We start from the raw sequence: 12,272 nt of genomic DNA, 5'->3' as shown, positions 1-12,272 counted from the left end.
GCTTCACGGTAACGACGGATGGGCCAGGACACGCCCATGGACGGCTGTCTGACTTGCCACAAGTTGTATCCGCCACACCGCGGTGCGGCGCTTTGTCCACAGAGTTATCCACAGGCCTTCGCGACGGCGTCGGTGAGGGCGGAGAATGCTTCGCGAAGGCGCCAGGCGGCTCGGTCGCGGGGGCCGACCGGGTTCGAGACCGTGCGCAGCTCGACGAAGGCCACCCCCGCCCCCTGAGCCGCCACGGCGACACCGTGACCCTCCATCGCCTCAGCCACCGCCCCGGGGAAGCGCGCCCGCAGGGCGTCGGCCGTGGCGGCGGTGCCGGTGACGGTGGCCAGCGTGAGCACGTCGCCGACGACAGCGTGAGGGAGGGCAGCGGAGAGAGCAGCAAGAAGCGCACCATCGGCGGCCACGACACTGCTGCCGAAGCCAAGTTCCTCGATCGACAAGAACCCCGGCCCGCCGGGCGTGGGGTCGCCGGCTTCGGCGCCGAGGTCGGCGGCGATGCTGCGGGCGCCGAGGATGGTGGCGCCGACCGGGGCGCGTTCGGCGAAGCCTCCGGCGATGCCGGCGCAGATGACCGCGTCGTAGGGCAGACCTCGGGCCTCGGCCAGGGCCAGGAGTCGCGCGGTTCCGGCTGCGGCTGCCGCGGGTCCGACGCCCACGGGCTCGACGTGGACGATCACCGGCGCGGCCGGGCTGGCCAGCGCCGGGGCGACGGTCGGGCCGGCTTGCGTGTGGGCGCCGGTCCGCTCCGGCTCGCGCTCCGGCGCTGCGGGGGGAGGGGCGTGCGTGCCCGGGCCGTTTGCCTCTGACGTGGCGGTGAGGGTGGCATGCGGGCTCGGGTCGCTGGCCCTTGACGTGGCGGGGAGGCCGGCGCGAACTGCGGCGGCTTCGGGTTCGACGGCGGTGACGATGAGGAGGCGGCGCACGGCTGGTGGCAGGGGTGAGGCGCTACCTGCGGCCGGCAGGAGTGGGGTGCTACCTGCGGCCGGCAGGAGTGGGGTGCTACCTGCGGCCGGCAGTGGCGGGGTGCTGCCGGAGGGTGGCTGGGGCGGGGTGCTGCCGGCGGAAGGGCGCGATGAGGCGCTGCCGGTAGAAGGGCGGGGCGAGGCGCCGCTGGTGGATGGGTGGGTCACGGGGCTGCCTCGTCGGGGCCTTCGGGTGCTTGGGCCGGGCTGTTGGTGATGTCGCCGGTGGCCGAAGTGGGGCGGTAGATGTGGAAGCCGGGCGGGGCGGTGCGTTCCTCGGCGGGACCTTCGTTGGTGGTGCGGGTGCTGCCGTGGGACACCGGGGCCGGCGCTGGGGTTGGCGTCGGGGCGGGCGTCGGTGTCGGGGGCGGCGGGGTTGGCGCGGGGCGGGGGGCCTCCGCCTGGGCTCCGGTGGGCTCGGACGAGGGCGGGCCGCCGGCCTTGGTGCGGGAGAAGAGGCGGCGTTTGCGGGGGGCCGGGGGTGGGGTGGCGACGTCCGGGGTGGCGGGGTGGGGCTGCGTCCGTTGGTCAGGCGAGTCCGCTGCCGGAGGAGGTTGCGTGCGGTGGGCGGCCGGGTCCGTCGGGGGGAAGGGCTGCGTGCGTTGGGCAGCCGGGTCCGCTGCGGGAGGGGGCTGCATGCGCTGCGTGACCGGGTCCGTGCCGGGCGGCGGGGGCGCGCCGGGGGTGGAGGCGCCTGCGGGAGCCGGGGAGGTCGGGGCCGAGGCGGGGGCGCCGTCCGGGCGGCCGTGGAGGCGTTGGTCGGTGAGGCGGGTGGCGACCAGGAGGCCTCGGGCGGCGGCGGCGGTGGCGAAGGTGGCGGCGATGATGATGCCGAGGCGGCCGTCGAGGGGGATGATGCCGACCGCGCCGCCGAGGACCCAGGCGATCATCAGGACGGTTTCGGAGTGGGCGAAGGCGCTGGCCCGGAGGCGTTCGGGGACGCGTTCCTGGATGGTGGCGTCGACGGCGAGCTTGGAGATGCCGCTGAAGACGCTGGCGACCAGGGTGAAGAGGGCGACCATCGGGAGCGAGAAGAAGATCGCCGTCAGGATGGCCAGGGCGGCGGTCAGGGTGAGGCCGCCGGACTGAAGGGCGGCCGGGCGGCGGATGCGCAGGCGGGTGCCGACCGCCGTGGCGAGGAAGGTGCCGCCGGCGAGGGCCGCGCCGACCAGGGCGACGGCGCCCTGGCTGCCGATGTCGTAGCCGAAGAACGTCGACGAGAGCCCCTCGCCCTTGACGGCGAAGGCCAGGTAGAGCAGCAGGAAGCCGTACAGGAAACGGAAGCTGGCGCTGCCGATCAGCGTGTTGATCACCAGGCTGCCGGACAGGGGACGGTCCTCGCCGCGGGGGAGGCGCAGCATCGCGCGGAAGGGGCGCGGCACGGCCTCCGGCGGGTCGGAGTCGGCGCGGGGCGGGAGGCGCAGGGCGATGACCACGCCGACCAGGAAGATCAGGGCGGCGACGCGCAGCGGCCACTGCGGACCGAACTCGAAGGCGAGCAGGCCGATCGGGGCCACCACCGCCCCGGCGAAGGTGCCGTAGACACTCGCGCGGGCGCCGACCTGCGACAGCCCGACGCCCTCGGGAAGGAGTCGCGGGACGGCGGCTGAGCGCGCCACACCGTAAGCCCGGGACAGCGCGAGCACCCCGAAGGCCGCCGGATAGAGGCCCCAGCCCAGGAGGTTGTTGGCGATCACGTACGCCAGGAAAGCGCGACCGAGCATCGTCACGGCGAGCGCATAGCGGCGGCCGTGGCGGAAGTGGTCGAGCAGCGGCCCCACCACGGGGGCCAGCAGGGCGAACGGCACCATCGTGATGAGCAGGTAGAGCGCGACCTTGCTCCGGGCCTCGCCCAGCGGCACGTCGAAGAAGATGGTGCCGGCCAGCCCGATCGCGATCAGGGTGTCGCCGGCGCACGAGATGGCGTGCAGGTCGAAGAGCCGGATCATGCCGGTCTCGTTGGCCGCGCCGCGGGCCCGGGCGCTGCCCACGCGGCGGGTCGCCCACACGCTGCCCAGCACGCCGCCGCGCACCAGTATCCGCAGCGCCTTGAGGCTGGTGCCGACGGTGCGTCCGAGGGTGGGGAGCAGCGGCATCGCCCCATCCTTTCGCATTCGTGCCACCTCCTCCAGCGCGCGGGTGCGTATTCGGGGGAGTCGTTGCCGGTCCGGTCGGGGCGTGGGGGACAATGGAACCGTGACGACCAGGATCGCCGGAAGCCGTGCTGCCCGACTCGACCAGGTCTGCGCCGATGCGGTCGGGGTGGCCAGGGGCGCGATCACCGAGGTGGACGCCGAGGACGTCGGCGAGCACCTCGAGGTGGTGGCCGAGGGTGACCGGGTCGTGACCCACTTCTTCGAGAGCCACCTGGACGGCTACAAGGGCTGGCGCTGGGCCGTCACTGTGACGAGGGTCCCACGCTCCCGGCACGTCACCGTCTGCGAGACCGTCCTGCTGCCCGGCCCCGGCGCCCTGCTCGCCCCGAGCTGGGTCCCGTGGAATGAGCGGGTGCAGCCGGGCGACCTCGGCGTCGGCGACCTCATGCCGACCGCGCCCGACGACGACCGGCTCACCCCGGGCTACGTCCTCAGCGACGACGCCGCCGTCGAGGAGGTCAGCTGGGAGCTGGGTCTCGGCCGCTCCCGCGTGATGTCGCGCGAGGGCCGCATCGAGACCGCCCAGCGGTGGTACGACGGCGACGCCGGCCCCGAGGCCCCGATCGCCCAGGCCGCCCCGCGCAACGCCCGCTGCGGCACCTGCGGCTTCTATCTGCCGCTGGCCGGCTCGATGCGCACGATGTTCGGCGTCTGCGGCAACCTCTACGCGCCTGACGACGCCAAGGCCGTCAGCGCCGACCACGGCTGCGGCGCCCACTCGGAGGCCCTGCTCGGCTCGGCGGAGCAGCCCGTCGAGGAGCTGCCCACCGTTTACGACGACAGCGAGGTCGAGTCCGTCGCGGTCAGCCGGGCCCACGGCTCGGTCGAAAGCTCCGAGCCGGCCGAGGACTACGGCCACAGCTGAGTCAGAGCCGCAGTGACCCGGCGAAGCGCAGGGCTTCGATGTCGACCCCGGCCTGCCCGAGGATCCGGTCGCGGCTGGCTTCCGCGAGACGGGCGAGCTCCGCGCGGTCGACGCCGAGCACCTCGCCGGCCCACTTGCGCGGCACCCCGTCGACGACGACCGCGGTGACGTCCTGGGACTCGGCGTAGCTGACCACGGCCCCGAGGTGTGAGGCGATCGGGCGCAGCCGGCTCAGCGAGATCACGGTCAGGTCGGCCTGAGCCCCGGCGGCGAGCACGCCGATCCGCCCGGTCAGCCCGGCGGCCCGGGCGCCACCGAGGGTCGCGGCCCGCAGGGCGTCGCGGACCCCGTACGGGCGAGGGGTGCCGGGTCCGCCGGCGAACGCGTGGCCGCGCTGCGCACTCATCAGCGCCCGCATCTCGCCGAAGATGTCGCTGCCGTACTCGAACTCGTTGTCGGTGCTGATCGCCTCCTGGACGCCGAAGCGGTTCGCGGCCAGGACCGGGCTGGCCACCGCGAGCGCGTAGTGCGGGTCGGAGCGCGGCGCCAGTGCCACCGCGGCGCCCGTCTCGGCGATCGCCCGCCAGTGCGCGTCGCTCAAGCCGATCACGTGGTCGAGGGTGACCTGGTCGTGCAGCAGTTCCGGGGTCAGGGCCGCGTCCAGGTCGCCCATGCCCGCGAGCGTCTCGGCGACCAGTCCGACACCGTTCTCCACGCTGAAGCGCAGGCCGGCCGGCGACGGCGCCAGCTCCATCAGCCGTACGGTGATCCGGGGATCGCCGGCCGCCGAGTCCCGCAGCGCGAGCACCGCCTTGGCCAAGTGGGAGTCCGGCTGTCCCATCCCCACGCCGGCGGCGAGGACCGCACGCAGGCCGGATTCGCGGAGCGTGGCGAGCACCGCCTGTCCGTGCTCCAGGCTGCGTACGTTGTGACTGTTGTCGACGATGGTCGTGACGCCCTGCTCGAGGGCGCGCACAGTGGTGACCCGCTCGCCGATCGCCACGTCCTCCGGCGTCATGAGCGGCGCCAGTGTCGTGTGGGTCAGATTGAGGTACGCCATGATGTCGCTGTCCGGCGAAACGCCCCGCAGCGCGCCCTCCCACGCGTGCACATGACCGTCGACCAGCCCCGGGATGATCACCGTGCCGGTGGCGTCGACGACCAGCGCGTCGTCCGGTGCCGTCGAGCCGGCGCCGGGGCCGGCGGCGGTGATGGTGTCGCCCGTGACGACCACGTCGCCGACGAAGTCGCCCGCCTCGGGGTCCATGGTGATGACACTCGCGCCGCTGAGCATCATGCTGCGCCCCGGTGTCCAGTCGCCGGGCACGAGCCGATCCGAAATGTTCATGACCCCACTCTGGTGGCGGCGCCCCGCGGGGAGTACCCCTCGATTGCGGGGAATCGGCCGGTTACCGCTCGACCATCTCCGCGGTCTCGAACGGCAGCGAGGCGTGCAGCTTGGCGACGAGCTCACCGCGGCTGCTCACCCCGACCTTCGTGAAGATGGTCTTGAGATAGTCCCGGACGGTGTGCGCCGACAGGACGAGCTCGGCGGCGATCTCCTGGCTGGACAGCCCGCGCGCCACCGCCCGGGTCACCTGCTGCTCGCGCGGAGTCAGCGAGTAGGCCTCCACCATGATGGGCGCGATCTGCTCCGACCGTGCCGGCTCGACGGTGACTGCGACCGGCCCCTGCGACCCGTCCGGCCGCCGCAGGCACGAGCCGTGCAGGACCAGCCATCGGCCGGACGCTGCCCGCAGGCGCAGCTGAGCGGGGCCACGGTCCCGGCCCAGGGCCACGGCTCCGGCGCGGGCGGCCACCGAGCGTACCGGCGTCATCGCCACGGGGAAGGTCAGCCAGCGCGCCCCGCCGATCTCCTCGAAGAGCCGCTCGGCCGCGGCATCGAGGGACAGGAGGACGCCCCGGTCGTCGAACAGCGCCGTGCCTGGCCCACCGTCGGCCGAGGCCACCGGGGTCCGGGCCGCGAAGCCGCGCAGGGCGCCCGCCACCACGGGGGCGAGCTGCCGGACTTGGTCGCGTTCGCGCCTCGTGAAGGCCTTCCGTGACCGATCCCGGTAGAGGTCCAGCAGGCCCCACGTCGTGCCGCCGAGCCGGAAGGCCGCCCGCAACTCGTCGCCGTAGCCCTGCGGGGCCAGGTACTCCCGGTAGCGCGCGCTGCGGTCAGGGCGGTCGCCGGTGGTCTCGTAGAGTGTCCCCACCCCCGGAGAGCTGCGGGCGACGTCGCGGAACAGGAGCTCGTCCTCGACCAGGAACTCCCGCTCCCAGTAGGTGTCGCAGAGACTGTGCTCGACATTTTCGACGCGGACCGCGCTGGTGCCCATCAGTGTCGCCGGGTCGGCGGCGAAGAGGGCTGCCCCGTCGAACGGCACCAGCTCGCGCAGCTGCCGGGAGACTCCCTCGAAGAGGGCGAGCTCGGATCCGGCGTCCCGGCAGGCCCGGGCGAAGGCCTCGGCAAGGTGAGTCATGCCGCGAGTCAAGCACGGCCCGCCAAGGGATCAGGCCGGGTCGTCGACCGTGAACTCGGGATGGGACAGAGCGCGCCGGCGGCGGCGGTTGGCGTCGTGGCGGAGCATCGTGATCAGGCCCGGGATGCCGACGATGACGCCGGCCACGCCGGTTTGCCACCACAGGTCGGGGGCGCCGGCCAGCCAGCAGATCAGGGCGGCGACGGCGAAGGCGAGCATGCCGCCGATCGCGAAGGGGACCATCGGCGGGTCGAGGGGCTCGGGGCGGGGCTTGCTGCCGGTCACCACGTCCAGACCGTGCGGACGCGCGGCTGCTGTCTCGGCTGCGGTCTCGGATGCGGGGGACAGGTCGGCCACGTCATGAGCGTACGTCCGGACGTGATCGCTCGTGGGGACGCGTGAGGGTTGTAACACTTCCGTTCTTTCAACGAACTCTCAGCACTGCTGAGATGCAGGTAGCAACGATCTCTCCGAGGACCCGCTGGGGGCTGCCCGTGTCCACTACCGCTGCCGAGACCACGGCCGGCTCGTCCGGTCGTACGCCGAAAAACGGTTTTGATCGGTATTTCGAGATCTCGGCCCGGGGCTCGACCCTGGGGCGGGAGGTGCGTGGCGGGTTCGCCACCTTCTTCACGATGGCCTACATCGTGGTGCTCAACCCGCTGATCCTGGCGGCGGGGGTGGACGCCACCGGCGCGCAGCTGCCCGTCACGGCCCTGGCCGCCGGTACGGCGCTCGTGGCGGGCGTGATGACGATCCTCATGGGCGTCGTGGCGCGCTTCCCGCTCGCGCTGGCGGCCGGGCTGGGCGTGAACGCGCTGGTCGCGTACGAGATCGCGCCCGAGATGACCTGGGCCGACGCGATGGGTCTGGTCGTCATCGAGGGTGTGCTGATCGCCGTCCTGGTGCTGACCGGGCTGCGGGAGGCCGTCTTCCGGGCCGTGCCCACGGCGCTCAAGACCGCGATCGGCGTCGGCATCGGGCTCTTCCTGATGATCATCGGTCTGGTGGACGCCGGGTTCGTGCGGCGGATCCCGGACGCGTCGGGCACCACCGTGCCGGTCGAGCTGGGCATCGGCGGGGTGCTGTCGAGCTGGCCGCTGCTGGTCTTCTGCGTGGGCCTGCTGCTGACGATCGTGCTCTTCGTGCGGCGGGTGAAGGGCGCCATCCTGATCGGGATCCTGGCGACGACCGTGCTGGCGATCATCGTGGAGGCGATCGGCAACATCGGGCCGTCGTTCGTGAACGGGCAGCCCAACGCCAAGGGCTGGTCGCTCAACGTGCCGACGCTGCCCGACAAGATCGTGGACCTGCCGGACCTGTCGCTGCTCGGCCACTTCAACGTGCTCGACTCGTGGGGGCGGGCCGGCTGGCTGGTGGTGCTGATGTTCGTCTTCACGCTCCTGGTGACCGACTTCTTCGACACGATGGGCACGATGGTGGCGGTCGGTCAGGAGGGCGGCCTCATCCGCCCCGACGGCATGCCCCCGCGTACGCGCGAGATCCTGCTCGTGGACTCCGTCGCCGCGGCCGCCGGTGGCGCGGCGAGCGTGTCGAGCAACACGTCGTTCATCGAGAGCGCGTCGGGTGTCGCCGAGGGCGCGCGTACGGGGGCGGCGAACCTCGTCACCGGCGTGCTCTTCCTGCTGGCGATGTTCCTCGCGCCGCTGGTGACGGTCGTGCCCTTCGAGGCGGCGTCGACCGCGCTCGTGGTGGTCGGCTTCCTGATGATGATGGGCGTCCGGAACATCGACTGGACGGACTACGAGATCGCGATCCCGTCGTTCCTGGCGATCACCCTGATGCCCTTCACCTATTCGATCTCGAACGGGATCGGGGCGGGCGTCATCTCCTACGTGGTCATCAAGCTGGCCGTGGGCAAGGCGCGCGAGGTGCACCCAATCCTTTACGGCGTGGCTGCGCTCTTCGTCCTGTACTTCCTGCGCGGCCCGTTGGAGGCTGTGCTCCTCTGAAAAACGCCTATGACTACCGTCATACGTGTAAACGATGTCGTTAGCCTAGCTCATTAGCTAGGCTAAGTAACTGTGATGGAGCGGTCGGTGGCGGATCGGTTGACAGCCGAGGAGCTCGCTGTGGCGCTGCGTGAAGCCATTCACCGGCTCAATCGGCGGGTGCGGCAGAGCCGGCCCGTCGGCGACCTGACCTTCAGTCAGCTCTCCGCGCTGACCAGCCTCCAGCTGGCCGGCGCGCTGACGCCGCGCGAGCTGGCGGATGTCGAGCGCGTCCAGCCGCCGACGATGACCAAGATCGTCGGCAAGCTGGAGGAGCGCGGGCTGATCGAGCGGACCCCGCACCCGACGGACCGCCGCCAGGTGATCCTGGCGGCGACCGAGCGGGGGCGGGCCGTCTTCGGTCAGTTCGAGAAGCAACGCAACGAGTGGCTGGCCCGGCACCTGCAGGAGCTGACCGAGGACGAGCGCGACACCCTGACCCGGGCCGCGGAGATCCTCCAGCAGGTGGCCAAGGCCTGAGGCGCGGCCGCCTCCCGTCGTTCCGTCACGTGGCGATGACGCGTACGTGATGTGACGAGGAGGCCACCTGGTGGCGCCAGTGGTGGGCACGACTTTCCGGTCCTTGCAGGTTCGGAACTACCGGCTGTTCAGCCTCGGCCAGCTCGTGAAGCTGGTCGGCGTCTGGATGATGTTCACGGCGCAGGACTGGCTGGTGCTCGACCTGTCCGGCAACTCGCCGGGCGCGCTCGGCACCGTGACCGCGCTGCAGTTCGTGCCGGTGCTGTTGCTCACGCTCTACAGCGGCAAGCTCGCCGACCGCTTCGACAAGCGCAAGCTGCTGATCATCGCCAACACCGTCTTCGCGGTCACGGCGATCGTCTTCGCGATCCTGGTCGCGGCGGGCGTCATCGTGCTCTGGCACGTCTATCTCTTCGCCCTGCTCTTCGGCATCGCGAACTCGGTCGAGACGCCGGTGCGGCAGGCCTTCGTCTCCGAGCTCGTCGAGCTGCCGCTGCTGCCCAACGCCCTGGCGCTCTCCGCGGCCACCTTCAACACCGCGCGCATCGGCGGCCCCGCCCTCGCGGGCGTGGCGCTGGCCCTGGTCGGCACCGGGCCGGTCTTCGTGATCAGCACGCTGCTGGCGGTCGCGCCCATTTTCACGTACGTGGCGATGCGTCCCGCCGATCTCTACGGCAACGCCAAGCGCAAGAGCTCGGACGAGGCCCGCGTCGTCGACGGTCTCAAGTACGTCTGGCGGCGCCACGACCTGCTGCTGCCCGTGGTGCTGATGGCCGGCGTCGGGATGATCGGCTTCAACTTCCCGGTGACCCTGGCGGCCCTGGCAAAGATCAACTTCAACGCCGGGCCGTCGTCGTTCGGGCTGCTCACCACGGCTCTCGCGGTCGGCGCGCTCGCGGGCGCCCTGGCCGGGAGCGGGCGGCGCAAGCGGCCGGGGGCCTACCTGGTGGTCGGCGCGGCGATCCTGTTCGGGTTGTTCGAGTTCGCCGTCGGGTTCGCGCCGAATTTCGTGGTCGCGCTGATCCTGCTGGTGCCGACCGGGTTCTTCTCGATCTATCTGGCCCAGGCGGCCAACCACCGGGTGCAGATGGGCGTGGACGCCGAGTTCCGGGGCCGGGTCATGGCGCTCTACGTGCTGGTCTTCCTGGGCACCACGCCGATCGGCGCGTCGCTGGCCGGCTGGTGGGGCGAGCACTACGGGGTGCCGTCGAGCATCTGGGCGGCGGGCATCTTCTGCTTCGTCGCCGGGATCGCGGCCCTGGTGTGGCAGCTGCGGGCCAGCGGCGACCGGATCGCCCGGCACAAGGGGTCGCGGCGGCTGGTGCTGGTGCGGGCCGAGGAGCCGCTCCCGGCGCCGACCACGACGCCGGTGGCAGCGGCCGCGGACAAGACGGAGGACGACGAGCGACGGCTCTCAGTCGCCTGAGAGGTGCGCCGACGCTTCCGTGGTGGCGGCGACCGGGTCGGACGCCCGGATCGCCTCCACCAGGCGGCTGTGGTCCATCCACTCCTCGGGGCGCAGCGCGGCGCCGAAGTGCCCGCTCAGCGACTCGCGGATGACCTGCGCCAGGTCCGCGTAGAGCTCGATCAGCACCTCGTTGTGCGACGCGGCGACGACCGCCCGGTGAAAGGCCGCGTCGCCGTCGACGAATCCGTCGCGGTCACCGGCGGCCCACGCCCGCTCGCGCTGGGCGTAGAGCGAGTCGAGCCGGTCCAGGTCCTCCTCGGTGCGCCGGCGGGCCGCGGACCCGGCGGCGGCGACCTCGAGGGTGCGGCGCAGCTCGCGGACGTGCGCGGGGTCGGCCGCCGCGAACCGGCGCTGCATGACGCCGGCCAGCTCGCTCGTGGCGGCGACATAGGTGCCGGAGCCCTGCCGGATGTCGAGCAGCCCGTTGTGGGCGAGGGCGCGCACCGCCTCGCGGATCGTGTTGCGGGCGACGCCCAGCTCCGCGACCAGCTCGGGCTCGGTGGGGATGCGCGAGCCGACGGGCCACGCACCCGACGTGATCTGCTGCCGGAGCCGGGCGATGACGCGGCCGGACAGTGATTCCGCTCGCGGTACGGGGCCCAGATTCATCCCATGATTCTATGATGGGCGGCATGACGACTACCAGCGGCATCCGCACCGGCGGACGGGTTCTGGCGGCCACCGGACTGCTGCTGGCCGCGATCAACCTCCGGCCCGCCGTCACGAGCCTGGGCCCGGTGCTCGAGGAGGTGCGCGCGAGCCTCGGCATGAACGCGGCCGTGGCGGGGTTGCTGACGTCCGTACCGTCGGTGTGCTTCGCCCTGGTCGGCTCGGCCGCGCCCCTCGTCGCCCGGCGCTGGGGCACGAGCGGGGCCGTGGCGATCGGGGTGGGTGCGCTCACCCTCGGCCTGGCGGTCCGGCCCTTCGCTTCCGGTACGCCGCTCTTCCTCGCCCTGACGGCGCTGGCGCTCGCGGGCATCGCCCTCGCCAACGTGCTGCTCCCGGTCGTCGTCAAGCAGCGGTTCCCCGACAAGGTCGGCTTCATGACCGGGCTCTACTCGGTCGCGCTCAACCTCGGGGCGTCCGTGGCCGCCGCCGTGACTGTGCCGCTGACCTCGGCGTTCGGCGACGACTGGCGGCTGGGGCTGGGCATCTGGGCGCTCATCGCGGCGCTGGCCCTGCCGTCGTGGATCATGCTGGCCCGCGAGCGCTCCGCCGCCCCGCCGCCGGCCGGCGAGGTGCCCGTCCAGTTGCGGCGCTCGCCGCTCGCGTGGGCGCTCGCCGTGTTCTTCGGGCTGCAGTCCACCGCCGCGTACGTGATCATGGGCTGGCTGCCGCAGGTCTTCCGCGACGCGGGTCTCTCGGCCTCGACCGCTGGTCTGCTCTTCGCGCTGACCTCGGTGCTCGGCGTGCCACTGTCCTTCGCGCTGTCCGCGGTGGCCGGTCGGATGCCCCGCCAGAGCGAGATCGTCGTGGGCATCGGAATCTTCGGCCTCGCCGGGTACATCGGGCTTGCCGTCAGCCCCGCCGGCGCGCCGCTGCTCTGGGCGATCTGTCTCGGCATCGCGAACTGTGCCTTCCCGGTGGCGCTGACGATGATCGCCATGCGGGGCCGGACGCCGTCCGTGGTGGTCCGGCTGTCGGCGTTCGCGCAGAGCACCGGCTATCTGATCTCGATCCCGGGGCCGATCGTGGTCGGGGCGCTCTACGAGCACAACGGGACGTGGGGCATCCCGATGACCCTGATGGCGATCCTCACGGTGCCGCAGATGGTCGCGGGCTGGATCGCCGGCCGGGATCGCCGCATCGGCTGACGGCGCGGCCCCTGTAC

At 72.4% G+C, this 12,272-nt stretch carries 11 protein-coding genes; 5 read left to right on the top strand and 6 right to left on the bottom strand.

The annotated features are described in order from the left end of the window. Positions 1-104: 104 nt before the first annotated feature. Positions 105-935: a futalosine hydrolase gene (locus tag RAN62_RS27490; RefSeq protein ID WP_305787674.1), complete on the bottom strand. Its 831-nt coding sequence runs from the start codon at positions 933-935 to the stop codon at positions 105-107. 203 nt (positions 936-1,138) lie between these two features. Beyond that, on the bottom strand, positions 1,139-3,088 hold the full coding sequence (locus tag RAN62_RS27485; RefSeq protein ID WP_438874556.1) for an MFS transporter: 1,950 nt from the start codon (positions 3,086-3,088) through the stop codon (positions 1,139-1,141). 82 nt (positions 3,089-3,170) lie between these two features. Here RAN62_RS27485 and RAN62_RS27480 point away from each other — a divergent pair, with 82 nt between their 5' ends. Further along, entirely contained in the window at positions 3,171-3,995 is an 825-nt protein-coding gene (locus RAN62_RS27480; protein ID WP_305787673.1) for a DUF3027 domain-containing protein, read from the top strand. A gap of 1 nt (position 3,996) precedes the next feature. Here the strand turns inward: RAN62_RS27480 and RAN62_RS27475 are convergent, their stop codons facing one another. The 3 genes from RAN62_RS27475 to RAN62_RS27465 form a co-directional block, all read right to left on the bottom strand. Continuing rightward, positions 3,997-5,343 (bottom strand): amidohydrolase family protein, encoded by a 1,347-nt coding sequence (locus RAN62_RS27475; RefSeq protein WP_305787672.1) that lies wholly within the window; start codon positions 5,341-5,343, stop codon positions 3,997-3,999. Between the two features lie 61 nt (positions 5,344-5,404). Beyond that, positions 5,405-6,481, bottom strand: coding sequence for a helix-turn-helix transcriptional regulator (locus RAN62_RS27470; protein ID WP_305787671.1), 1,077 nt, complete (start codon positions 6,479-6,481; stop codon positions 5,405-5,407). A 30-nt stretch (positions 6,482-6,511) separates the two neighbouring features. Beyond that, entirely contained in the window at positions 6,512-6,724 is a 213-nt protein-coding gene (locus RAN62_RS27465; RefSeq protein WP_305787865.1) for a DUF2530 domain-containing protein, read from the bottom strand. Positions 6,725-6,975: 251 nt separating this feature from the next. Here RAN62_RS27465 and RAN62_RS27460 point away from each other — a divergent pair, with 251 nt between their 5' ends. The 3 genes from RAN62_RS27460 to RAN62_RS27450 all read left to right on the top strand — a co-directional run bounded on the left by RAN62_RS27460 (position 6,976) and on the right by RAN62_RS27450 (position 10,399). Beyond that, entirely contained in the window at positions 6,976-8,454 is a 1,479-nt protein-coding gene (locus RAN62_RS27460; protein ID WP_305787670.1) for an NCS2 family permease, read from the top strand. A gap of 75 nt (positions 8,455-8,529) precedes the next feature. After that, complete coding sequence (locus RAN62_RS27455; protein WP_305787864.1) at positions 8,530-8,973, top strand: MarR family winged helix-turn-helix transcriptional regulator; 444 nt, start codon at positions 8,530-8,532, stop codon at positions 8,971-8,973. Between the two features lie 70 nt (positions 8,974-9,043). Continuing rightward, positions 9,044-10,399, top strand: coding sequence for an MFS transporter (locus tag RAN62_RS27450; protein ID WP_305787669.1), 1,356 nt, complete (start codon positions 9,044-9,046; stop codon positions 10,397-10,399). Here RAN62_RS27450 and RAN62_RS27445 read toward each other — a convergent pair. Continuing rightward, a complete protein-coding gene (locus tag RAN62_RS27445) occupies positions 10,388-11,050 on the bottom strand; it encodes a FadR/GntR family transcriptional regulator (RefSeq protein ID WP_305787668.1) in 663 nt (220 codons plus the stop codon). The genes RAN62_RS27450 and RAN62_RS27445 overlap by 12 nt on opposite strands. Before the next feature lie 23 nt (positions 11,051-11,073). On the opposite strand from RAN62_RS27445, the gene RAN62_RS27440 reads away from it, so the two are divergent. After that, complete coding sequence (locus RAN62_RS27440) at positions 11,074-12,255, top strand: CynX/NimT family MFS transporter (RefSeq protein WP_305787667.1); 1,182 nt, start codon at positions 11,074-11,076, stop codon at positions 12,253-12,255. Positions 12,256-12,272: the final 17 nt, after the last annotated feature.

The organism is Symbioplanes lichenis, from assembly GCF_030709675.1.
Lineage (GTDB): Bacteria > Actinomycetota > Actinomycetes > Mycobacteriales > Micromonosporaceae > Actinoplanes > Actinoplanes lichenis.
Note: the sequence above shows the minus strand (reverse complement) of the source record. Positions and strands in the feature narration are given on the sequence as shown.